General features: G+C 50.3%; 21 protein-coding genes. 12 read left to right on the forward strand and 9 right to left on the reverse strand.

The features are described from left to right. The first annotated feature begins 6 nt into the window (after positions 1-6). The 4 genes from RHOLA_RS03375 to RHOLA_RS03390 all read left to right on the forward strand — a co-directional run bounded on the left by RHOLA_RS03375 (position 7) and on the right by RHOLA_RS03390 (position 5,124). Positions 7-1,335: an MFS transporter gene (locus tag RHOLA_RS03375; protein ID WP_144239021.1), complete on the forward strand. Its 1,329-nt coding sequence runs from the start codon at positions 7-9 to the stop codon at positions 1,333-1,335. Positions 1,336-1,412: 77 nt separating this feature from the next. Continuing rightward, positions 1,413-3,206 carry an RNA polymerase sigma factor gene (locus tag RHOLA_RS03380; protein ID WP_227818804.1) on the forward strand — a complete coding sequence of 598 codons (1,794 nt, stop codon included), beginning with the start codon at positions 1,413-1,415 and terminating at the stop codon, positions 3,204-3,206. A gap of 17 nt (positions 3,207-3,223) precedes the next feature. Next, positions 3,224-4,492: a MurT ligase domain-containing protein gene (locus tag RHOLA_RS03385; protein ID WP_038502344.1), complete on the forward strand. Its 1,269-nt coding sequence runs from the start codon at positions 3,224-3,226 to the stop codon at positions 4,490-4,492. Further along, entirely contained in the window at positions 4,489-5,124 is a 636-nt protein-coding gene (locus RHOLA_RS03390) for a hypothetical protein (protein ID WP_038502346.1), read from the forward strand. Before RHOLA_RS03385 ends, RHOLA_RS03390 begins: the two co-directional genes overlap by 4 nt. Here the strand turns inward: RHOLA_RS03390 and RHOLA_RS03395 are convergent. Further along, positions 5,110-5,352 (reverse strand): DUF7455 domain-containing protein, encoded by a 243-nt coding sequence (locus RHOLA_RS03395; protein ID WP_038502348.1) that lies wholly within the window; start codon positions 5,350-5,352, stop codon positions 5,110-5,112. The genes RHOLA_RS03390 and RHOLA_RS03395 overlap by 15 nt on opposite strands. 150 nt (positions 5,353-5,502) lie before the next feature. Between RHOLA_RS03395 and RHOLA_RS03400 the strand changes: the two genes are divergently transcribed. After that, entirely contained in the window at positions 5,503-7,584 is a 2,082-nt protein-coding gene (locus RHOLA_RS03400; protein WP_038502351.1) for a DNA gyrase/topoisomerase IV subunit B, read from the forward strand. A 22-nt stretch (positions 7,585-7,606) separates the two neighbouring features. Here RHOLA_RS03400 and RHOLA_RS03405 read toward each other — a convergent pair whose 3' ends face one another. Continuing rightward, positions 7,607-10,036 (reverse strand): DNA gyrase/topoisomerase IV subunit A, encoded by a 2,430-nt coding sequence (locus tag RHOLA_RS03405; protein ID WP_038502352.1) that lies wholly within the window; start codon positions 10,034-10,036, stop codon positions 7,607-7,609. Positions 10,037-10,134: 98 nt separating this feature from the next. Here RHOLA_RS03405 and RHOLA_RS03410 point away from each other — a divergent pair, with 98 nt between their 5' ends. Further along, entirely contained in the window at positions 10,135-11,217 is a 1,083-nt protein-coding gene (locus RHOLA_RS03410) for an alkaline phosphatase family protein (RefSeq protein ID WP_051636245.1), read from the forward strand. Here RHOLA_RS03410 and sepH read toward each other — a convergent pair. Then, positions 11,214-12,305 (reverse strand): septation protein SepH, encoded by a 1,092-nt coding sequence (sepH, locus tag RHOLA_RS03415; RefSeq protein WP_038502355.1) that lies wholly within the window; start codon positions 12,303-12,305, stop codon positions 11,214-11,216. The two genes, RHOLA_RS03410 and sepH, sit on opposite strands and share 4 nt — an antisense overlap. 218 nt (positions 12,306-12,523) lie before the next feature. On the opposite strand from sepH, the gene RHOLA_RS03420 reads away from it, so the two are divergent. Further along, positions 12,524-12,811, forward strand: a complete 288-nt coding sequence (locus tag RHOLA_RS03420) for a DUF4193 domain-containing protein (protein WP_038502357.1) — start codon at positions 12,524-12,526, stop codon at positions 12,809-12,811. Here RHOLA_RS03420 and RHOLA_RS03425 read toward each other — a convergent pair. Beyond that, positions 12,808-13,290 (reverse strand): DUF3093 domain-containing protein, encoded by a 483-nt coding sequence (locus tag RHOLA_RS03425; protein WP_038502360.1) that lies wholly within the window; start codon positions 13,288-13,290, stop codon positions 12,808-12,810. The two genes, RHOLA_RS03420 and RHOLA_RS03425, sit on opposite strands and share 4 nt — an antisense overlap. Positions 13,291-13,312: 22 nt before the next feature. Between RHOLA_RS03425 and dut the strand changes: the two genes are divergently transcribed. Genes dut through dxs form a run of 5 tightly spaced genes read left to right on the forward strand, consistent with a single transcriptional unit; the run spans position 13,313 to position 19,722 of the window. Then, complete coding sequence (dut, locus tag RHOLA_RS03430; RefSeq protein WP_227818805.1) at positions 13,313-13,750, forward strand: dUTP diphosphatase; 438 nt, start codon at positions 13,313-13,315, stop codon at positions 13,748-13,750. Further along, positions 13,750-14,352 (forward strand): DUF3710 domain-containing protein, encoded by a 603-nt coding sequence (locus tag RHOLA_RS03435; protein ID WP_038502363.1) that lies wholly within the window; start codon positions 13,750-13,752, stop codon positions 14,350-14,352. Before dut ends, RHOLA_RS03435 begins: the two co-directional genes overlap by 1 nt. A 2-nt stretch (positions 14,353-14,354) precedes the next feature. After that, positions 14,355-15,020 carry a DUF3159 domain-containing protein gene (locus tag RHOLA_RS03440; RefSeq protein ID WP_038502364.1) on the forward strand — a complete coding sequence of 222 codons (666 nt, stop codon included), beginning with the start codon at positions 14,355-14,357 and terminating at the stop codon, positions 15,018-15,020. A gap of 45 nt (positions 15,021-15,065) precedes the next feature. After that, entirely contained in the window at positions 15,066-17,744 is a 2,679-nt protein-coding gene (gene acnA, locus RHOLA_RS03445; RefSeq protein WP_038502367.1) for an aconitate hydratase AcnA, read from the forward strand. A 37-nt stretch (positions 17,745-17,781) separates the two neighbouring features. Then, the gene (gene dxs / locus RHOLA_RS03450) at positions 17,782-19,722 is read left to right on the forward strand and encodes a 1-deoxy-D-xylulose-5-phosphate synthase (protein WP_038502369.1); all 1,941 of its coding nucleotides are present in this window, start codon (positions 17,782-17,784) and stop codon (positions 19,720-19,722) included. On the opposite strand, the gene RHOLA_RS03455 is transcribed toward dxs, so the two are convergent. From RHOLA_RS03455 to RHOLA_RS03475, 5 genes are read right to left on the reverse strand one after another with little or no spacing between them, the layout of a single operon-like run. Next, positions 19,694-20,980, reverse strand: coding sequence for an HRDC domain-containing protein (locus RHOLA_RS03455; RefSeq protein ID WP_051636246.1), 1,287 nt, complete (start codon positions 20,978-20,980; stop codon positions 19,694-19,696). The two genes, dxs and RHOLA_RS03455, sit on opposite strands and share 29 nt — an antisense overlap. Next, positions 20,977-21,561, reverse strand: coding sequence for a DUF3000 family protein (locus tag RHOLA_RS03460; protein WP_038502370.1), 585 nt, complete (start codon positions 21,559-21,561; stop codon positions 20,977-20,979). The genes RHOLA_RS03455 and RHOLA_RS03460 overlap by 4 nt, the downstream gene beginning before the upstream one ends. A 48-nt stretch (positions 21,562-21,609) precedes the next feature. Then, positions 21,610-22,236 (reverse strand): dihydrofolate reductase family protein, encoded by a 627-nt coding sequence (locus RHOLA_RS03465; protein ID WP_038502372.1) that lies wholly within the window; start codon positions 22,234-22,236, stop codon positions 21,610-21,612. Further along, positions 22,237-22,656, reverse strand: a complete 420-nt coding sequence (locus tag RHOLA_RS03470; RefSeq protein ID WP_038502373.1) for a SufE family protein — start codon at positions 22,654-22,656, stop codon at positions 22,237-22,239. It lies immediately after the preceding gene. A 2-nt stretch (positions 22,657-22,658) separates the two neighbouring features. Continuing rightward, positions 22,659-23,561, reverse strand: a complete 903-nt coding sequence (locus RHOLA_RS03475; RefSeq protein WP_038502375.1) for a sulfurtransferase — start codon at positions 23,559-23,561, stop codon at positions 22,659-22,661. Between the last annotated feature and the right edge of the window lie 41 nt (positions 23,562-23,602).

Raw genomic sequence — 23,602 nt, forward strand, 5'->3', positions numbered from 1 at the left:
GTATCGGTGAAGAGGTCAAGCGCGTCGTTGGTAATGATTGCCGGTGCAATTGCTTATTTGATGACCGTGACAAATCGAAGCAGCATGGGTGTTGCCTCCCTGCTAGCCGCCGAAAAATTTGAAGCTGCCGCCACATCACTTTCAACTCTTGCAGTCGCCCAACTTGTTGTTTACGCAGCCATGCAAATTCCGGTCGGAATTTTGCTTGATCGTTTCGGCTCAAGAGTGATGCTTGTTTTCGGCACAGCAGTTATGACTGCGGGGCAGTTATTGGTGTCACTTGCGGAAACCCTTGGGCTTGCTGTTGCTGGGCGAATGCTGGTTGGGCTTGGCGATGCCTTTGTATTCATTTCAGTAATTCGATTGGTAAATGGTTGGTACGTCGGCGCTCGCGCAACGAGAGTTCAACAACTCATCACCAACACCGGTCAACTTGGGCAAGCTGTTTCTGCAATCCCGTTCGCGTTTTTTCTAGCGGAATATGGTTGGAACACCTCGTTCATGGCTCTCACCGGATTAAGTTTTGCCGTGATTTTTATTTCGGCATTTTTTATCATTAATGACCGTGATCCGGCTCCGTCAAATCAGCCAACAAATTCAATCAGGTTAGTGACGAGGCAACTCTTCGAAAATATTCGCCATCCTGGAGTTCGAATGGCTTTTTGGACACACTTTGTTCTACAGTCGGCTCCGTCGGTGTTTTCACTTTTGTGGGGTTACCCATTTTTGGTAGGCGGTCAGGGAATTCCACCAGCCATAGCGTCGCTGTTGCTGAGTAGTTTTGTGATCATCGGCTTCGTCGTCGGACCACTAATTAGTGCATTTTGTACCAAATTCCCTAGGCGCCGCTCCTTTCTTGTGCTCAGCACAGTCGCGGCGTTGGCTATGGTTTGGTTGCTGGTGATTCTGGTGCCAGGCAAGGCTCCTACTTGGCTTCTTCTTTTACTTTGTTTGGTGCTGGCAGTTAGCGGTCCAATGTCAATGATTGCCATGGACTACACAAGAAGCTTTATCGACAAGTCACGTTTGGGAACTGCTACCGGCTTTGTAAACATAGGTGGATTTGTTGCAACTTTCAGCATGATGTTTCTGGCTGGAATAATTCTGGATTTGGTGAAGGCGGCTTCGGACGCAGAGGGAACGAACGCAGCGTTGTACAGCATGGATGGATTCAGGGCGGCCATGAGTGTCCAATTCCTGGTGCTTGGCTTAGGTGGTTTGATGTTTTTGCTTGAGCGTCGAAAGGCACGCGCAAAGTTGTTCCTTGATGAAGGAATACTTCTGCGGCCCCTAAGGGTTGCTCTTATTGATCGATTAAGAGACAAAACTCGCTAAATAAGCCCGCAGCCTTGATTTGAGGGCTATAATCGTGATAAGACCCAGTCGGTCCCTAAATTTTTAGGGAACTTGACATGGGTCTTAGTAATGCCCGAAACGGTATGCACCGATTCGGTGGGGGCATCGAGAGGTATCAAGTGGCAAAGAAGGATTCTCAAACCGGTAAGAAGCGTGGCGGCTTGCTTTCCAGTCTTTTGCGTTCTGCCACAGATAAAAGCTCATCGACAAAGAAAACTAAAGCTAAGGAAACCCCCGTCATCAGCGCTTCAACCAGTAAATCAGCGGCAAAGACAACAAAGCCAGCTGCCAAGCCAGCAACAAAGACTGCAGCTAAAGCCCCAGTGAAAGCCGCAGCAAAGCCTGCTGTCAAAGCGGCTTCGAAGACGGTAGCCAAAGCTGCCCCAAAAAAATCCGCCAAGCCGGTTGCGAAGGTAACTGCCAAGGCAAAAACCGCTGCCAAGGCCGCAGCAAAGCCAGCTGCCAAGACCAGTGCTAAGGCTCCTGCCAAAGCATCAGTCAAGGCGTCAGCTAAGCCAGCCGCAAAAGCCGCGCTAAAACCTGCTAAACCAGCAGTAAAAAAAGGTGAAAAGACCACCGGTAAGACTGCCGCCAAGCCTGAGGCCAAGGCGGCGCTAAAAAGTACCACCAAACCGGCCGCTAAAGGTAAGGCTGCAGCCGTTCCGGCCTCAAAGGCTAAGCCGGCAAAGTCCAGTAAATTGCCTAAGGAATTAGCTGAAGACGAAGATGAAATCGACGATGAGGCCGACCTGGAATCGGTTGATGAAATCGTCGCTGAGGCTGCCGCGGTCGTAGACATTTCAGCGGTTGAGGAAGAACTTCCAGAGGAAGAGCCTGAAGAAGACAAAGCCAAGAATGAGATCGCAAAAATCGGTGGAATGGTTCTTTCCAACCGTGAAGAAGACGACATTCCTGCCCAGACCACAACTATTACCGGTGCAACTGCTGACCCGGTTAAGGACTACCTAAAGCAAATTGGTAAAGTCGCTCTGCTCAATGCCGAGCTAGAGGTTGAGTTGGCCAAGCGCATTGAGGCCGGGCTATTTGCAGAAGAAAAACTTGCCACCGATAAAAAGATTTCTCGCGACGTTGAGCGCGATCTCAAGTGGGTAGTTAAGGACGGCCAGCGAGCCAAGAGTCACCTGCTAGAGGCAAACTTGCGTTTGGTTGTAAGCCTTGCGAAGCGCTATACCGGTCGAGGAATGCAGTTCCTGGATCTGATCCAAGAGGGAAATCTGGGTCTTATTCGAGCCGTTGAGAAATTTGACTACACAAAGGGTTACAAGTTCTCTACATATGCAACCTGGTGGATTCGCCAGGCAATCACTCGCGCTATGGCAGATCAGGCTAGAACTATCCGTATTCCGGTTCACATGGTTGAAGTCATCAACAAACTAGCCCGAGTTCAACGTCAATTGCTTCAGGACCTTGGCCGCGAACCAACCCCAGAGGAACTAGCTCGCGAACTGGACATGACCCCTGAAAAGGTTGTTGAAGTACAGAAGTACGGTCGTGAACCAATTTCTCTTTCCACTCCTCTTGGCGAGGATGGCGACAGCGAGTTTGGTGACCTTATCGAAGACACCGAAGCGGTTGTTCCAGCCGACGCTGTTGGTTTCACGATGCTTCAGCGTGAACTTGAAAGAATTCTTGATTCACTGCACCCGCGTGAGGCTGGAGTTATTCGCTCACGCTTTGGCCTTGGTGACGGTGTTCAAAAGACCCTTGATCAAATCGGCGAAGAATTCGGTGTCACCCGCGAGCGTATCCGTCAGATCGAGTCAAAAACCATGTCAAAACTTCGTCACCCGTCTCGTTCACAGATGCTTCGCGATTACCTAGAAAACTAAGACCCGGGTACAAACAAGTGTTCTACGTTCCGGCCATTCTGATCGGACGCCTAGTGCGACTTGCGGTTCGCCTGGTGAGGCCTGGCGGCGGAAGTGCCTTGCCCGGTCTTGTGGTTAGTAAAATTGCGCCGGGTTTACTGGCGCGAACCCTTTCCAAGTTTCCCGAGGGCTTGGTCGTAATCACGGGATCCGCCGGAAAATCTACGACAACCAAAATGGTTGTTGCTATAGCTAGAGCGCACGGTAAAAAGGTTTTTACAAATCCCTCAACTGCAAACATTACTCAGGGCTTCTTCTCTTCGATTATTGAGCGCTCTGACATTGCCGGAAGAATTCAGGGTGACGTGGCAATTCTGGAAATGGACGAGGGGCACGCAGCCGAAATTACCAAACGCATAAAACCGCAGCACGTCACGGTGCTGAACGTTTTAGATGATCAGTTGGATCGTTTCGTTGACCCACTTCTGGTGAGAAATAAACTTGCCGATGTTGCTCAAAGAGCCACAGAAGCACTTATTTTGAATGCGGATGATCAGAACATCCTTCAAATCTTTAATTCAATCAAAAGCCAAAAGGCTTCTTGGTTTGGGCTCAGCTCACAGCTGATCTCAAACTCGGAGCATGGGCTTGGGAATTCACCTACCTACTTAGCCCCACTACCTCGACCTATCCCAGCAACCGAGGTGGTGGAATTCAAAAATTCCCTTGCTAAGGGCTTTGTTGCGGGCGAGCAAATCGAATTTGCGCTGCCTAACCGTGGAATTCATTTTGCTCTCGATGCAGCTGCCGCTTTGGAGACATCGAGACGTTATTTGGCCTCGGAATTTGATACCAAACTTGCAACCAAAACTCTGAGTGAACTGCCACCTGTTTTTGCGAGAGGGGAACTCACCAAAGTCAATGGGGTAGATGTTGAGTTTATATTGGTGCAGAATCCAATGAGCTTTCAGTTGAACCTAGACAATCTTCCAGCCGACCAAGAACAAATTATGGTGGCAATAGGCACAGATGTTCATGACCCGTCGTGGTTATGGACAGTTGATCTCAAGAAGCTCCCCAAGGTGGACATAGTCTCAGGCTTTAACTATGCCGAGATGGCGTTGCGTTTGGCATATGAAGAAATAGAAATAGATCGCATTGAGCCGAATTTAGAAAAAGCTATCGATGACTTTTTTGCTCTACCTAAGCCAACAGCGGGCCGACGAACTGTAATTTTCTCGGCCGATGCGATGAGGAGAACTAGACGATACTTGGGTTTCACAGATCCAGAGGCGGTCGAGAGATGAAATTGATTTTTGCAGCGCTCTATCCAAGTCATCTCAATCTAAACGGTGATCAGGCAAACCTTTTGGTTGCCAAAAAGCGGTTGGGCTGGGCTGGGATTGATTGCGAGATTGCGAGTATCGGCAAGGGTGAAGCAATCCCAAAGAACGCAGACCTGATATTTATTGGACACGGATCCATCGCCGCGTGGGAAGACATAGAAGACGATCTGACAGCAAGAATTCCAGAGATTGGATTTCTAGTAGATAGCGGTGCAGCTCTAATGGCCGTTGCAACCGGACACGAGTGGGCAATTAATTCTGGATTTTTTGAAAATCGGATTTCAAAGATCGATCGGATTTCAAAATTCGAAATCTCAAGGCTGGGTGAACTTGAAGTACTGGGCTATCTCAACACTTCAACGAATGCACCGGTGATTCAGAAAATCAATCTTTTGATTGGAACTCAGTTGCATGGTCCGGTGTTGGCAAAAAATCCTGTCCTAGTTGATCAATTCCTTGAAGAGATCATTGTTTCTAGGTACGGTTCAGTGTCAGCTGAAAAGCTTCGTCATTCAAACAGCAACCAGGCTGAGACAGTCAACAGCATTGTTAGCGAAGTTTGGAAACTTGAGCGAGATTTAGCGAGCGAGTAGCTTTTCAGTCTCGTCCTGCCATGCAATCGCAATAGGTTCAAGCTTTGAACGCTTCTCATTTCCGTGGTGTGAGCAAAACATCAGTTCACCCGTGGAGAGCGAAACCCTTATGTAGGCCTGGGCACCGCACACGTCGCATCTGTCGGTTGCATTTAGTTCGCGAACCTGGGAAACCTCAACGTCACTGGAAGTTGCTGATGTTTCTAATGCGTCATCTACTGGTTGCATGTATTTGGCCTTTCGTCTGAACAATCTCAACACAGGATTCGCCAGAAAAGTCCCATTATCCGAGGTATTTCGCTAACTGCGAAGTTTGCCAATTTTCCGTACTACCGTGTCAGAACCTAGCATTCAGCTAGTCGCGGTTAGCATTTTCAGGTGTCAAACAACGATTATTCAGCCCGCCACCTCTCTGTACTAGAGGGTCTAGAAGCCGTTCGCAAGCGGCCTGGTATGTACATCGGGTCTACAGACAGTCGCGGCCTCATGCATTGTCTTTGGGAAATCATCGATAACTCAGTTGATGAGGCGCTTGCAGGTCACGGTAACCGAATCGAAGTCACCCTGCATAAGGACGGAAGCGTTGAGGTAACCGACAAGGCGCGTGGAATCCCGGTTGACATCGAACCTAAAACAGGGCTCTCTGGTGTGGAAGTTGTTTTCACAAAGTTGCACGCCGGAGGAAAATTTGGCTCTGGTTCATACGCTGCCTCTGGCGGTTTACACGGAGTTGGCGCCTCTGTAGTAAACGCTCTATCACAGCGACTGGATGTAGAAGTGGACCGTGGCGGAAAAACCTACGCAATGTCTTTTCGCCGAGGTGAACCTGGGATTTTTGATGACAAAAAAGGCATTAAACCCGACAACCCATTCAAGCCTTTCGAGGACGGTTCAATTCTTCGTGAGGTAGGCAAGGTCGGCAAGAATGTCACCGGTACCAGGGTTCGATACTGGGTTGACCCACAAATTTTCATCAAAGATGCTGTTTTTGCTTTGGAGGAACTTTCAGCTCGAGCTCGTCAAACTGCCTTCCTGGTTCCTGGGCTTTCGCTTGGTATCAATGACGCCAGAGACGGTAAATCCAGCAAGCAGGAATTCAAGTTCGATGGCGGAATTATCGAGTACGCCGAGTACCTTGCTAAAGATCCAGCGCTAACCTCAACCTGGCGCTTGTCAGGAACTGGTTCATTTACCGAAACTGTGCCAGTCCTGGATGCAAGCGGAAACATGGTTTCAAAAGAGGTTGAAAGAAGTTGCGATGTTGATATTGCGGTTCGTTGGGGCACAGGCTACGACACCGATGTCAAGTCATACGTAAACATAATTGCCACACCTAAGGGCGGAACTCATATTCAAGGATTCGAGCAATCGCTCTTAAAAACTCTGCGCACGCAGATTGAAAGCAATGCAAGAAAACTTAAAGTTGGCAACGACAAAGTTGAAAAAGAAGATGTTTTAGCCGGCCTAACAGCCGTTGTCACGGTTCGGCTCGCAGAACCGCAATTTGAGGGACAGACCAAAGAAATCTTAGGAACTCCAGCGGTTAAGAACATCGTTGCCAATGTCGTTGCAAAGTCTCTCACCGCCAGATTCGCTAGTTCGAAAAGAGACGACAAAGCGCAGTCTGCTCTATTGCTTGAAAAAGTTGTTGCAGAGATGAAATCAAGAATTTCTGCTAGAAGCCACAAAGAGACTCAGCGGCGGAAAAACGCTCTAGAGAGCAGCTCATTACCCACCAAGTTGGTTGACTGTCGTACCCAAGATACTGCGGGATCTGAGCTATTTATTGTTGAGGGCGACTCAGCTTTGGGCACTGCCAAACTTGCGCGCGACAGTGAATTCCAAGCGCTATTGCCCATTAGAGGAAAGATTCTGAACGTCCAAAAAGCATCAATTTCCGATATGCTCTCGAACGCAGAATGCGCTTCTATAATCCAGGTGATTGGGGCTGGTTCAGGGCGTAGCTTTGATTTGGATTCTGCCCGGTACGGAAAAGTTATCTTGATGTCTGATGCTGACGTAGACGGGGCTCACATTCGAACCCTTTTGCTAACCCTCTTTTTCCGTTACATGCGCCCATTGGTGGAGGCTGGCCGGGTATTCGCGGCTGTTCCTCCGCTGCACCGCGTTGAGGTTGTGAATGCCGGCAGCAAGGCGAATGAGGTCATCTACACCTACTCACAGGCAGAGCTCGAGGACTTACTCAAGAAGCTTGAGAAGGCTGGAAAGCGTTACAAGGAACCAATCCAGCGCTACAAGGGTCTTGGTGAAATGGATGCCGATCAACTTGCCGAAACCACCATGGATAAGAATGCACGCAGCTTGCGCAGAGTTCGAGTAGAGGACGCTGCCGCGGCCGAGACCGTTTTTGAATTGCTGATGGGCAACGAGGTTGCTCCACGTCGAGACTTCATCATTGATTCAGCTGACGGTTTCGAGCGCGAAAGAATCGACGCGTAGTTCCTCGATTTTCTGGTTTTTTCTAGCTTAATCGGTGACCAATGGAGCCGATAGTTCCGGCCGACTTCGACCCCGAAGCATCGCGCTTACTTGGCTCTGCAGGTAGTTCCGCCGGTTTGCCATCTGCCGACAGCGCAATTGCTTCGCTAGGTCCGGCCCAACCAAAGTACAACTGATCCTCAGTCCTAATGAACTTGTGCGCCCTCACGCCACCAGTGGCCCTTCCCTTGGCAGGGAACTCGCTAAGCGGAGTCCACTTCACGCTGCCGGCATCGGTGCCCGATAGAGAGCCTGAACTGTTTGCGGCGGTTACCGCAATGTTTTGCATTCCGGCTTTAGCAACGCAGAAGGTTATTGCCTCTGCTCCATCGGAAAGGTTAATTCCGGCAACGCCAGCGGCACCGCGTCCCTGAGGACGAACCGTCTTTGCCGCAAACCTTAGTAGCTGCGCGTCGTTAGTAATAAACACGAATTCGTCATCATCGGTGGCCAAGTCTGCTCCGACAAGCCTGTCGCCAGGCTTTAGCGAAATGATTTCAAACTCGGCCTTTGGTGCAAAGTCGGCGCTCACTCGCTTCACAACTCCCTGCGCCGTGCCCATTGCTATTGAGGTCGAATCATTGAGTTCGAAAACGTTAAGAACCTTTTCCGACTTGGGTAGACCAAGGAAAGAGCTTGCAGAAACCATTGAGCTCAAGTCAAAGACATCACTGAGGGCCGGGACATCACCAACATGGATACGGTGCATCACGCCTGTCGAAGTAACAAACCCAAGATCTGATCGTGTTGTTGTAGCAATCACGTTTTTAATGGCGTCATTCTTTTTACGTTTACTTGGGGGAGCCGCTGTGGTGTCCCAAACATTGGTCTTGCCGACCATTCCAGAGGCCGTAAACACGATTACGCAAGGGGTGTCCGCAAGCTCGGCATTGATGCTGGCAGCCTTCGCGGTCGTGATTGGCCTGACCTCTTCGTAGTTACTTACCAGAGTCGTTCTGCGATCGTCGCCGTACTTATCGGCAACATCCTGCAGTTCTTTCGCAACTAACTCGCGCAAGGCCTCATCAGATCCCAAGATTTTCTTGAGGGCTTTGATTTCTTCTAAAAGGCTCTTTTTCTCAGATTCAAGTTCTATTTTCGAAAATTTAGTTAGTCGACGAAGCCTCAACTCAAGTATGTACTCTGCCTGAATTTCAGAAAGGTCGAACACTTTCATTAGTTTGACTCGGGCCTGGTCGACTTCATCGCTCGCTCGAATGACTTGAATAACTTCATCAATCGAAAGGATTGCAATTAGCAAACCTTCAACCAGGTGTAGCCTTGCCTGCTTTTTGCCAAGCCTGTTCTCACTTCGGCGTCGGGTCACTGTAATCCGGTGGGCAAGGTAGACACCAAGCATGTCTCGCAGACCAAGCGTTTGTGGGCGACCATCAACGAGCGCTACGTTGTTGATTCCGAAGCTGTCTTCCATTGGCGTGAATCTATAAAGAAGGTCAAGAACGGTTTGCGGATCAAAACCTGTCTTCAATTCGATCACAAGACGCAAACCGTTGGTGCGGTCGGTTAGGTCGGTGACGTCTGCAATTCCTTGAAGTTTCTTGGAATTAACACCATCTTTGATCTTTTCAATAACTTTTTCAGGGCCAACTAGGTAAGGCAGTTCGGTGACAACAATCCCAAGTTTGCGTGGTGAGACGCTTTCAACCGATACGCGGGCACGAGTCTTGAAGACTCCACGTCCGGTGTCGTAAGCCTCGATCACCCCGTCCAAACCCATGATGATTCCACCATTTGGAAGATCAGGTCCGGGGACGTGTTTCATTAATTGCTTAGTGGTGGCATCTGGATTGTTCAGCAAAAAGATTGCTCCGTTGATGACCTCACGCAGATTGTGTGGCGGCATGTTCGTTGCCATTCCAACCGCGATTCCCGAGGCGCCGTTTACGAGAAGGTTTGGGAATGCGGCGGGCAACACCTCTGGCTCAGTAAGTTGAGCATCGTAGTTTGGCTTGAAATCAACTACATCCTCGTCAAGCCCTTCGTTCATCAGCATCGACGCCTGAGACAACTTTGCCTCTGTGTAGCGAGCGGCAGCAGGACCGTCGTCCAAACTTCCAAAGTTGCCATGGCCGTCAATCAAGGGGACTCTTAGCGAGAATGGCTGCGCCATGCGCACTAGTGCATCGTAAATTGCGCTATCGCCGTGAGGGTGCAATTTACCCATGACTTCGCCGACCACACGAGCAGACTTAACGTGCCCTTTGTCTGGGCGAAGTCCCATGTCACCCATTTGGTAAACAATTCGGCGATGGACCGGTTTCAAACCATCGCGGGCGTCTGGCAAAGCGCGAGCATAAATTACCGAGTAGGAGTATTCCAGAAAGGAATCCTGCATCTCCTTTGACAAATCAATGTCAACGATGCGCTCTTCGTTTTGAAGTTCCTTGCTCATGTGCTCTCAGTCCTTATAAAACCGCTCAAATCTGGCTGTGGCAGAATGACCTTATGATGCTACCTTCGGTTCCACGTTCCCTCGGGAGGCTATCCGATGTGTTCATCTCTGCATTGGGGAGCATCACGGGCAAACACAACCGCCTTGGTCTGCCTAAAGTTCAGAGTGCGTGCGTGGTGGTTGTTGATGGACTTGGCTCAGCAAATCTTAGGTATCGAGCCGGCCACGCCCCATTTCTGGCAAACCAGCTAAACACCGATGGCTCAATCATGTGCGGCTTTCCCTCGACTACGGTTGCGAGCTTGGCTAGTTTTTCCACAGGCGTTAGTGCTGGCGAACACGGCTTAGTCGGTTATCAGATTTACGACGTAAAAAGTAAGCGCAATCTGAACCTACTCAGCGGGATATCCGGCATTACCGAAGCCATGGTCCTTCAGCCAAAAACCACAGTCTCAGAGCTAGCCGCCGAGGCAGGAGTTGATTGCTACTTCGTTGGCCCTCCGGAGTACGAGGGCTCCGGTTTTACCGGCGCCACCATGCGCCAAACAAAATATATATCGGCACGCACCATTGATGATCGCGTTTCTGCGGCAAAAAAACTAATGGCCCAAAAAGGTAAATCTTTGATATACCTGTACGTTCCCGAGCTTGATCAGCGTGCACATTCATTTGGGTCGAAATCGGGCCAATGGGTTGAAAAACTAGAAGATTTAGACCTAGGGATTCGCCAACTCGTCACGAACCTACCAAGTCAGTGCGGTGTTTTGGTCACTGCTGATCACGGAGTGGTGGACGTAGCCCGGGAAAGACATGTGTACCTTGACGAGTTAGAACTGCCTGGCCTAGCCTCGGTTGGCGGTGATCCGCGAGTACTGTTTCTGTATTTTGATCAAGTTGTTGCAACTTCTACGTTAGATAAACTGCGCAACTATCTTGGAAAGCGAGCAATTGTTGCAGACCGAAATGAGATTGTTGCTGCGGGTTGGTATGGAAAAACAACTTCTGATGCATTAGAACGGATGCCAGAAATATTTTTACTAGCAGTGGGAGAGACCGCTCTTTATCACCGGCACTATGCAAAGCCACAGAGCCTAAATATGGTGGGTCAGCATGGCTCAATTAGTGACGACGAACTGTTTGTTCCGCTACTTCGCCTAGGCGGATATAAGAAAAATCTTTAGTCGTCGGCTTTTGTGCCAAAAACTATTTCGTCCCAACTGGGCATGGTTGCGCGGCCCTTTTTCTGAGGTGGCGGGTTCACAACATTGCCATCTTCTATAACTTCTGATTTATCTTCAGTTGTTATGTCAACGTCATCGATTACTGGTGTTGGTTCAATGTCAATAACCCGAATCTTTTCGGTGTTGGGATGATTTTCAAGGTCCAAATTCCCGCTTTTTGGTTCTTCACGCTCTGTGCGTTTTCTACGAAGCGCCTCTAAAAGATCGGCTGTAGCGCTTAGCGGTTCAGGTGTTGTCGGTGGCGTCATTGAGGTTGGCGGCGATACCTCCGATGGTTCCGCCTGTACCGGCTTGAGAAAAGCGGCCGGAGTTGACGGGGCCGGACGATCCTGCTCAGGCTCTATCGCTGTGGGCGTCTCGAATTCTGAGCCACGCCCGATTGGAATCACATCATCCATAACTACCGTGGCGTTTGACTCACTTGCATAAGATTGCTCCACGGTGCGCAGCTTGGGAATTATCGAATTGTTTATTGTTTCTTGACTGGACAATGTCACCGCGGTTTCACTCTCTGGCGAAAGAGTTAACCGTCTTGGGTCAAAAGTCCAAGTGGCGGAGCCTTCGGCCCCATTCAGTGAGTAATTGGCGATAACATGCCAACTATTCGGCTCAATCTTTTTTGCGACCCAATTGATGGCGGTTGCTCCGCTTGTTATTAGGCGTCCGTTTATGATTTCGCCAAATTCAACCTGTGTCGAGTCGTTGTATCGATCACCGGCAATCGTCAATCGAACGCTCAGTGCTGAGGAGACGATGTGTTCTAGCTCGGCAATGACCGGTGCAGCAAATTTCTCAACGTAATCAAAATCTGCTCCAGATCGTTGCATGAGATCTTCGATTGTGGCGCCATTGCGAATTTCTTCTTGGATCTCTCTTGGGGTAATAGTTATCGAATCCAACTGAGGGAGCTTGTCGCGCTTTATTGAAGAGCGAACGGCATCGTCCACCAGCAATCTAAATTTCTGGCCATCTTGTGCCTCGAGCACGAGAAAATCACCGTCTGTCTCAAACAGTCGAATGTCATCCATTTAGTAATGCCTCCTACGTTTGAAAGTTTGCCATCCAGAGCGAACAAAACGGCTCTATTCCCGTGGTGTGCCGTGTCGGGATTTCTAGCATTTCTGCGTATACTCGGCGTTGCTGGTTTGCTATTGCAGGTTTCTTGTTGCAAACTATGCACATTCGGGCCTGATTAGGTTCGATTCAAAACAAGCAAAGAAGCTAACAGGAAACGAGAGGAAGCCGAGTGGCAACCGACTACGACGCACCGAGAAAGAACGACGACGATACTGAGTCGATCGAGGCTATTAAGGAGCGCATCCCAGACAAACTCTCCGGAGTTGTCGATGTTGATGAGGAACATGGCGAGGGTTTCGCTATTCCTGACGTGGTTTCCGAGGACCTTGATGTTCTTGTTCTACCGCCACAGGACGATGAATTTACCTGTTCTGAGTGCTTCATTGTGAAGCACCACTCACTCCTGGCCGCCAAAAAGGGCAAGTACGGCAAGGTTTGTATTGAGTGTGAGGGCTAGACCCTAGCTTTTGCGACGGCGGACTTGGCCTGCTCAACCGCTCTAATTACTTTGTCCGGGCTCCTACTGGAAAACACCCAGTATGGAGTGGGGTCATTTTTATCGGTAATGTCCATCTTTAGAAGACCCTTGACTGAGTTTTGCAGGGCCAAGTAAGCATTCGCGTCCAAATTAGGAATGCGGGCTGCCAGCCTTGGGCCTTTAGGGGCTATTTCAATTGCTCCAACCAGGCCAACTGGAATCCTTGCCTTTCCGACAGCGATTTCCCCGTTTCCGATACGAATAACTGGAGCATTGAAGAACATAAACAAAACCGCTACCAGGGTAATGATGGAGCCGGATGCAATGCCTGCAAAAGAATTAATTGGCGCGAAGGCTAGCCAAAAAGTGGGGAAAATCAGTAGTAGCGGAAGAAAGGCACTCCAACCTGGCAGTACCCGTTCCCGGTAATTGACATCCCGATTTGACGATTTGTCCATGGTCTTAGATTACGCTCTTACCGTGAATAAGAATCTTCCCGTCCTGATCGTTGCCGAGGATGGCTTCGTACCAACTTACGCCCAACCTGGAGACGCTGGAGCGGACCTTAGGTCTAGAGTCGCCGCCGTGGTGCCGGCTCATGGCCGAGCACTAGTTCCCACTGGAGTTTCGATTGCCTTGCCGAATGGTTATGTTGGTCTGGTGCATCCGCGATCGGGCTTAGCCCACAAGCACGGCATCACTGTTCTGAACACTCCAGGCACGATTGATGCTGGTTATCGCGGGGAAATAGCTGTAAATCTCTTCAATAGCACCGATGTGGATTTTGCTGTTGAAATTGGAGATCGAATTGCTCAACTAGTGATTCAGCAGATCGAGCATGCTCAATTCATCACGGTTGAACGCTTGCCAGAGAGCGATCGCGGCGAAGGTGGCCACGGGTCAACTGGAAAGAAGTAATGACTGACTCATATGCATCAGATAAGTCCGCTCCCGCTGATCGGGCAACCGCGGGGCCGCTGGATCTATCAGAAATCCAAGGTGTCAGGCCCTACGTTGATTTCGGCTCAATGCGGATTCCATCCAGAGACAATGTTCAGATGAGACTAGAGGTTGAGGAAGCCACTCAGCGAATCGTGGCAATCAGCATGGACTACCAAGGTTCATCGCTGCAGCTTCAGGCATTTGCAGCTCCAAAAAATGAGGGTATCTGGCATGAGATTCGATCTCAAATGAAGCAGAGCATCGTAAATCAGGGCGGTGAGACAGAAGAGCGGGTCGGTTCTTTCGGTCCGGAACTTATTGCAAAAATTCCACTGGTTGATGAATCTGGCAACAAAACAGGTCATCGATTGGCCCGGTTCATCGGTGTCGACGGACCTAAATGGTTTTTACGCGGGGTAGTCGGCGGGGCCGCATTGAACGACGCCCGAGCAGCGGCCGACATTGACGACCTGTTCAGATCTGTTGTTGTGGTCAGAGAAGATGTTCCACTTCCTCCGAAAGATTTACTTCCACTCACTATTCCGGGCGGCACCGTCGCTCCACCGCGGTCCATATAACTATGGTCGACAACGGTTCATCGGCCGCAAGGAGACTTGGGCTCAACAATGAAGACGGCCAACTGAGCATCAATCGAAAATCAGTGCTGGCCGCCGTCGGAGGCTGGCTGGGAATCGTTGAGTCGATTCTTCCGGTGATGCTATTTGTAGTGATCTTGGCAATTAGCAAGCAAACTCTGATTGCCGTGATTGCTGCGGCTTCGGTCAGTGCAGTTTTTCTTCTACTTCAAATAATCAGAAGAAAACCGGTGACCCAAGCGATTGCTGGAGCGGTTGGCATAGCAATCTCGGCCTTTTTACCCTTGCGAGATGGCGGGCAGGCGGCGGACTATTTTCTTCAGGGGTTCTTTACTAACGGTATTTACCTATCGGTGCTTCTGATTTCAGTGCTAGTCCGTTGGCCAATTATCGGGGTGCTGGTAGGACTGTTAGTTGGGGATTCCAAGTCCTGGCGAGCCGATAAAACCAAGTTACGCAGATTCCAGGTTGCTACAGGGGTTTGGGTTGCCTTATTTGCCAGTCGTCTCATAGTTCAGGTACCCCTCTATTTTGCCAACCAGACCGAATTGCTAGGAATTTTTAGAATCGTTATGGGAGTGCCACTTTACGCGATCTGCATTTGGTTGACCTGGCTGTTGGTGCGCGGTTCAATAAATCAGCGTGGGTAGTGGTATTTTGGAACAGTTAACACAGAAAGCTAAGGGTCGACAAGGATGTCTAAAGTAAACAGTTTCGGATCTGCAGATCTTCTAAAGGTGGGTTCGAAAGAGTATCGAATTTTTAGATTGAATTCGGTCGACGCAAAAACACTTCCTTACAGTTTGAAGATTCTGCTTGAGAATCTTTTGCGAACTGAAGACGGCGCAAACATTACCGCCGATCACATAAACGCTTTGGTTAATTGGGATCCACAGGCGGAACCAGATGTCGAGATTCAGTTCACGCCGGCTCGAGTAATCATGCAGGACTTCACCGGTGTGCCTTGTGTTGTAGACCTGGCCACCATGCGCGAAGCCGTTGCAGAGTTAGGTGGCGACCCTAAGCGAATTAATCCACTTGCTCCAGCCGAGTTGGTTATCGACCACTCAGTTCAGATTGACGTGGCCGGTTCAGCCGATGCCTTCGAGCGCAACGTTGAGTTTGAATACAAGCGAAACGGTGAGCGATACCAGTTCCTTCGCTGGGGACAGACTGCCTTTGACGACTTCAAGGTTGTCCCACCTGGTACTGGAATTGTGCATCAGGTAAACATCGAGTATCTAGCCAGAACCGTTATGGCTCGTGAAGTGGCCGGCGAACTTCAGGCTTATCCAGACAGTTGCGTCGGCACCGACTCGCACACCACCATGGTTAATGGCTTGGGTGTGCTTGGTTGGGGAGTTGGTGGAATTGAAGCCGAGGCGGCAATGCTTGGCCAGCCTGTTTCAATGCTGATCCCTAAGGTTGTTGGCTTCAAGTTAACCGGTCAGATTTCAACCGGAGTGACTGCCACCGATGTGGTTCTGACCATCACTGAAATGCTGAGAAAGCACGGTGTTGTTGGAAAGTTCGTTGAGTTCTATGGTGCGGGTGTTACGTCTGTTCCGCTAGCTAACCGTGCAACCATCGGAAACATGAGCCCCGAGTTCGGTTCAACCGCTGCCATGTTCCCAATCGACGAAGTCACGCTCGACTACCTGCGAGTAACTGGTCGTGCTCAAGAGCAGATCGATCTAGTTGAAACTTATGCCAAGGAGCAGGGTCTCTGGCATGATCCAAGCATTGAACCTCGTTTCAGCGAGTACCTAGAGCTCGACCTTGCCACAGTGGTACCTTCAATCGCCGGGCCTAAGCGTCCGCAGGACCGCATCGTTTTGAGCAAGGCAAAGGAATCCTTTGAGGCTGTTTTACCAAGCTACTCAGAGCAGCTATCAAAGCCAACGGCAGTCAAGGGAAAAGAGTTCGCGCTCGATAATGGTCACGTGGCTATTGCCTCGATAACATCCTGCACTAACACCTCAAACCCTTCAGTCATGTTGGCCGCCGGTTTGGTAGCGCGCAAGGCAGTCGCCAAGGGCCTCAAGGCCAAACCATGGGTGAAGACTTCGCTTGCACCTGGCTCAAAAGTTGTGACCGAGTACTACAACAAGGCTGGCCTTACCAAGGATCTAGACGCTCTGGGATTCAACCTTGTGGGCTACGGTTGCGCAACCTGCATCGGTAATTCTGGTCCACTCTCTGATGAAATTTCACAGGCCATCAATGACAACGACCTTGCTGTCACCGCCGTGCTTTCGGGCAATCGCAACTTCGAGGGCCGCATTAGCCCAGACGTGAAGATGAACTATCTTGCCTCACCGCCGTTGGTGATCGCCTACGCCCTTGCCGGAACAATGGACTTTGATTTTGACAAGGATTCATTGGGCGAGGGTGTTGACGGAAACCCGGTATATCTAAAAGATATTTGGCCTTCCGCTGAGGAAGTGCAGAAGACTATCGATGAGTCGATAAATTCTGAAATGTTCAAGACTCAGTACGCCGGAGTGTTCGAGGGAGATGACCGTTGGAAGTCACTGCCAACACCAAAGGGCGCTGTCTTTGAATGGGATCCAAAATCCACCTATGTTCGAAAGCCGCCTTACTTTGAGGGAATGAAGAAAACCCCTGATGCCGTGAAAGACATTACTGGTGCGCGAGTACTGGCGAAACTAGGGGATTCCGTAACAACAGACCACATTAGCCCTGCCGGATCTATCAAGGTTGATTCACCAGCGGGTCAATATCTAACCCAGCACGGTATTTCACGAGTTGACTTCAACAGCTACGGTTCGCGCCGTGGCAACCATGAAGTCATGATCCGCGGAACATTTGCCAACATTCGTCTGCGCAATCAGCTACTCAATGGCGTTGAGGGCGGTTACACCAGAGATTTCACGACTCCAGATGGTGCTCAGTCGTTTATCTATGACGCCTCGAGCAATTACCAGGCTCGTAACATCCCATTGGTGATTCTTGGCGGCAAAGAGTACGGATCAGGTTCATCACGTGACTGGGCTGCAAAGGGTACAAGTTTGCTTGGTGTGCGCGCGGTAATCACCGAAAGCTTTGAGCGCATCCACCGCAGCAACCTAATTGGCATGGGTGTTCTTCCACTTCAGTTCCCGTCAGGTGAGACCGCTGATTCGCTTGGTCTTGACGGAACAGAGGAGTTTGAAATTACTGGCATTGAAGAACTTAATAGGGGAGTAACCCCTAAGACGGTTCACGTCGTCGCCAAGCCATCTGCTCATTCTGCAGCAGGCAAGCCTGTGATCGAGTTTGATGCGGTGGTTCGTATCGATACCCCGGGCGAAGCTGATTACTACCGAAACGGGGGCATTCTCCAATACGTACTAAGAAGTCTCGTAGCGTAAAAGGAATAGCCCCGGTGGGCTATTAGTTGAGGAGTTTATGAGCGTACTAGAGAGAATCAACGGTCCACGTGACCTCGATTCGTTGAGCGCAGCGGAGCTTTCTCAACTCTGTCGAGAGATTCGTGCATACCTAATTTCTTCAGTAGCCAAGACTGGAGGGCACCTTGGGCCCAATCTTGGAGTAGTCGAAACTACAGTCGCAATTCATAGGGTCTTTGATTCGCCCAAAGATTCTGTTGTGTTTGACACAGGCCATCAGTCTTACGTTCACAAGATGCTAACTGGCCGCAGAGATTTAAGCTCACTGCGTCAAAAAGATGGGTTGGCTGGATACCCCCAGCGATCGGAATCAGAACACGATATCGTCGAAAGTTCACATGCGTCATCCTCGCTTTCATGGGCGGACGGAATTGCCAAGGCCTACAAACTCACAGGCCAGGACGATCGCTACGTTGTTGCCGTGGTTGGCGACGGTGCGCTGACCGGCGGAATGGCTTGGGAGGCACTCAACAATATTTCAGACGATAACGATAGAAAACTCGTAATCGTTGTAAACGACAACGGACGCAGCTACGCGCCAACGATCGGTGGCTTAGCACGCTATTTGAATGATGTTCGCACCGATAAAAACTATCGCCGCCTCTATAAACTCAGCAAAAAACTTTTTTACAAGTTTGGTCTAGTCGGCAGGCTCGTATACTCCGCAGCTCGAGGAGCCGGCAAGGGCTTGCTTTCGACGTTTGCTCCTCAGGGCATGTTTCCAAATCTTGATATTAAGTACATCGGTCCGGTTGATGGCCATGACCTTGCGGCAATGGAGCAGGCGCTTCGCCAGGCAAAGAAGTACGGTTCGCCGGTAATTGTTCATGCAATAACCCAAAAGGGTAAAGGTTTTGATCCGGCTACTCTTCATGAAGACGACCAATTTCACGCCGTGGGCAAGATTGATCCAAGTACCGGAGAGTCGCTTGAAGATTCAAGCGCAGAAACATGGACCGGCGCATTTGGCGATGAGATTTTGAAAATTGCCGAAAAGCGTAAAGACATTATTGGAATCACAGGTGCCATGCTGATTCCAGTTGGTCTTGATAAGTTCGCCAAGAAATATCCCGAGCGAGTGTTTGACGTCGGAATCGCCGAACAACATGCTGTCACTTCAGCTGCCGGCATGGCATTTGGTGGCCTACACCCCGTAGTTGCAGTTTATGCAACCTTCATGAACCGCGCCTTCGATCAGGTTCTTATGGATGTGGCTTTGCATAAGGCTGGTGTGACCTTTGTGTTGGACAGAGCAGGTGTCACCGGTCCAGATGGGGCGAGTCATCACGGAATGTGGGATCTATCTGTATTGCAAGTGGTGCCCGGAATTAGGATTGCCGCGCCTAGAGATGCCGACACTCTCCGTGAGGAGCTCAATGAGGCGGTGGCGGTATCTGACGCGCCAACGGTGCTGCGATTTTCCAAAGGCACCGTGGGTCAGAGTATTCGTGCAATCAAGCGAACTGACGATGGAGTAGATGTACTTCTTCAGTCCGCAAGTAAAGATGTGCTCCTGGTGTGTGTAGGTGCTATGGCATCGGTAGGTCTTCAAGTTGCGGAATTACTCGCGGCACAGGGTATCGGTGCCACCGTTATTGATCCTCGTTGGGTTGTTCCGGTTGCAAAATCAGTTGTGCAGATGGCATCGGAACATAGGCTTGTGGTCACTATTGAAGATGGCATCAAGGTTGGCGGCATCGGCACGCGCGTGCGTCAAGACATGCGAGCAGCTCAAGTAGATACGGCACTAAATGAGGTTGGTCTTCCCGATGAATTCCTAGAGCACGCATCTAGAGCTCAAATCATGGAGCGTGTTGGTCTGACAGCCCAAGCAATCGCGCGTGATATTGTCGCGCAAGTCGTTGGATCTAGGGTTCCGCATGCGCGCCCCATAGCTGACTCAGCTCAGGTTATTCGTTCGGAGAAGACTCAGAAGTAGCTTGTTGGCCTGACGAGGGCAGATTCGATTCGGCAGGACTAATCGAATTCAGGGCTGTAGCTAACGATTCAGCTGTGCACCCTATTTGCCATTCACGAGCACCCATTGTCTTGAGGGCCTTAGAAACTGTTTCAGGTGTGATGAGTTCCGGCGGCTCCCAGCAGAGCTGGCGCACCAAATCAGGGGTAAGCAAATTCTCAACTGGAAGTAATAACTCCTCACTAATTTTCACCAGGGCTGCCCGTGCATTTTTAAGTCGAGCGTCTGCCTCTGGATACCGATTAGGCCAAATTCGATGGTTTGGAATTCCAACCTGTGGCAACCTAGTCGGCGGCACGTCTCTAGTATTCAGGCCCTCATTCAATGCCGCCCACCAGGTGTCTAGATATGTTCTGCTAGCTCTGCCCGTAAAAGTTTTAGAGGCAGCAAGCTCAGGTTTTGATTTCAATGGATTTGCAGCAAGTCCGACAATTGACGCATCAGGAATCAGTCGACCCGGTGAAACATCTAACCGCTCTGCCAAAGCTTCACGAGCTGACCAGAGTTCTCTTGCTATTGCCAGTGAACGAGCATCCTTAATTTCATGCATGCCACTCATTCCGCGCCATTTATCTGGTTTGGGCTCCTTCGGCTGCATTTTCGCAACGTGGGCAAATTCTTGCTCGGCCCATTCGAGTTTGTTTTGCGAAATAAGTAAATCCGCGACGCCATTTCGCAATTCGATGAGAACGTCAACGTCTAGGGCGGCATAGTTGAGCCATTCCGGATTTAGTGGGCGGGTGCTCCAGTCAACAGCCGAGTGTTCCTTTGCCAATCTAAGTTTTAGAAAGTGCTCTGTCACGGCCCCTAGGCCCACGCGGGCTAATCCTGCAAGCCTAGAGCCCAGTTCGGTATCAAAGATTCTTGTTGGCACGATGCCCAGTTCCCGAAGGCACGGTAAGTCTTGGGATGCAGCGTGCAGAATCCACTCATCTGTTTTGAGCAGTCGAGCAAGTTTTGAAATAGATTCTGTCGATGTCGTCTGAATCTCTATGGGGTCTATGAGAAAAATTGGTGTGCCGGCGCGGTGTACCTGGATCAAATAGGCCCGTTGACTGTATTTGAAGCCCGATGCACGTTCGGCATCCAGCGCGAATGGTCCGGTTGCCGAAGAAAGAATCGAAATAGCCGCCTCTAGATCTTCGGCGGTGTTTACAAGTCGTACGTCTTCAACCCTAGGTTTGGCTAGAAGAGGATGTTCGACAATCTCATCGGTCATCGAGACAGGCCAAGGCTGGTTACGCCGGCAGGTAGATTTGGGAAACCAGACATGATGCAAACCAGGTCTTGCCAAGCTTCAAGGTGCGCCGCGGCATTTGTGTCAATTGGTGACCAAGAGGATCGGATTTCAAGTTCAGCATGGTCGCTTTGGTTGCTCAGCGCACCGTAGCCAGAAGAGATTATGCGGGTTGCGGTTCCCGCTTCGGCGATAAATCGTGCGTTTCGATTTTGCAGCGCCTCCGTTAGCCAAGCCCAGGCCACATCAGAGATCTGCTCATCGGCACCAATATCAGTTTCTAGTGGAGACTTTGCGAAAGTGATCACTCGAAAACGAGATTGCCAAGGCTCAGGTTCATCTTGGTCCCAAAGTAAGACGAATCGACCGGTCCCTAGGTCTGAAGCCACATCAGTTGCCGAGGCGTCAACATTGGCAGAGAAGGCCACTTCGTACTTGGCTAGTTTCCCAGGCGCGGCTATCTGTTCGATAATCAATTCATCTCGAACACTTGCCGAGCGCAACGAATCCACCGCAAGTCTGAACTCGGCGGGGGCATCGCCCGGAATGTCAATCTCAATCATTGCCTATAGGTTATTTGCCTGCCGCGGATGCCGCCTGTAGCCACGCCGCTAGGCCGCTTTGAAGCCCCAGCGAGACACCAGGTTCGGACCGGCTACAAAGGCATCCTGCAGTTCGGCAGTGTCTGTTCTTGGCAAAACTTTAGCCAACATCGGTTTTAAGTCATCTGGACCAATTGATCCAAAATTCGAAATTGTGAGCACTAGTTGTGAGTGGCTTGCGGTGGTGACCATTCGGCCTAGAGAACTCGTGCCACCCTCAAAAAGCATTGTGCTGAATCCTAATTCGTTTAGTTGCTGGCCTAGGTCATCGAAGTCGAGTTCGGCTGAATTGGGTTTTAGAAAGATATTTTTATGACTTCCAGGTTCTCTGATGGCTGGTAGATGCTCCAAAGTTTCAAGCTTCCGGGTGATAAAAGCTATCGGAGCGAACCTAGAGGCTCGGTAGTTTTCTGCTCTTGCGGTTCTTCCTGTGGTCACGATTAGTTCAGATTTTGATCTGAGTGCCAGCAGCAATTGAAGATCGGTGCTGTTGCTGATTGATTTTGACGTACCATCTCGGCCCACGGTGTTGCCGTCGGCATCAATCAACAATGAAGCCAACCAACCCTGCCATTCAGGCAGTCGGGCGTAAAATTCGTTGAATTCTTGCCCTTTTGAAATTTGAAGATGGTCCAACTACTGTTTCTCTCGCACTTGGCGTTTGATTCGAGCTAGCATTCCGCGCATGCCTCGGATTCGTAGCGGTGAAACTGCCTCGGTTAGGCCGATTTTAGAGGGAAAGTCGTCGTCAAAGGCTAGGGTTTCTTCAACTGACAAACCGTCCATCGCCGCTGAAAGAATCCCGGCGAAACCGCGGGTAGTTGGGGCTTCTGCTGGAGCGCTGAAAAACAGATTAACAACGCCAGAGTTCACCTCGACAAAAAGGAAAATAGGAGATTGGCACTCCTCGACTCGCTCGAGTAAGTCCGGGTGATCAGCGTATCTTGAAGGCAGTTCAGGTAGTTGTTCGCTGAATTCGAGCAGCAGGTTAAGCCGATCCTGGAGACTAATCGAATTGAAATCTTCGATCAGAGTTTCGACCGATTCTCTTGGCACAGCTACCTTGCTACCGGGGCTAGGCCAGGCTCTGCTCCCTTGGCGATTGGGACACCAACCAAACTGCCCCATTCAGTCCAAGACCCGTCATAGTTTCGAACATTCTTAAAGCCAAGAAGGTAGTTGAGGGCAAACCAGGTGTGGCTTGATCTCTCGCCAATACGGCAATAGGCAATCACGTCGTCCCCGGCCTTGAGGCCGGCACCATCAAGGTAAACCTTTTCAAGTTCTTCTCGTGATTTGAATGCGCCGTCTTCGCCTACCGCCTTGGCCCAGGGGACTGAAGCAGCAGTTGGAATGTGGCCGCCACGCAGAGCACCTTCTTCAGGGTATGCAGGCATGTGGGTTCTCTCACCTGAATACTCCTCAGGCGATCGAACGTCGATAAGTGGGTTCCCAAAGTGCTTTAGCACGTCGTCTCTGAAGGCCCTAAGGGTTGAGTCGTCGCGCTTAACTACTGGGTAGTTGGCCGTGGTAATCGAGGGCTTCTCTTTGGTTAGCTCGCGTCCTTCGGCAATCCACTTATCGCGCCCACCATCTAGTAGACGCACATCGGGGTGACCATAAAGCTTGAAAACCCATAGTGCGTAGGAAGCCCACCAGTTTGACTTGTCGCCGTAGATTACGACTGTAGTCTCACGAGATATACCTTTGCTAGATAGAAGAGCCGCGAAAGCCTCGTCAGAAACGTAGTCTCGAAGAATCGGATCGTTCAAGTCCGTGTGCCAGTCGATTTTTACAGCACCAGGAATGTGACCGGTTTCGTATAGAAGCACGTCCTCATCGGATTCAACTACCACTAGGCCATCCCTGCCAAGGTTTTTGCTGAGCCATTCAGTAGTCACCAGTACCTGAGGGTTTGCGTAACTCGCAATCTTTGGATCGTTGTCGAAGTCAATGCTCATTGGCTCGGTGATTCCTTCCGCTCATGTGTGTACCATCAAAT

Source organism: Rhodoluna lacicola (assembly GCF_000699505.1).
Classification (GTDB): Bacteria; Actinomycetota; Actinomycetes; order Actinomycetales; family Microbacteriaceae; genus Rhodoluna; species Rhodoluna lacicola.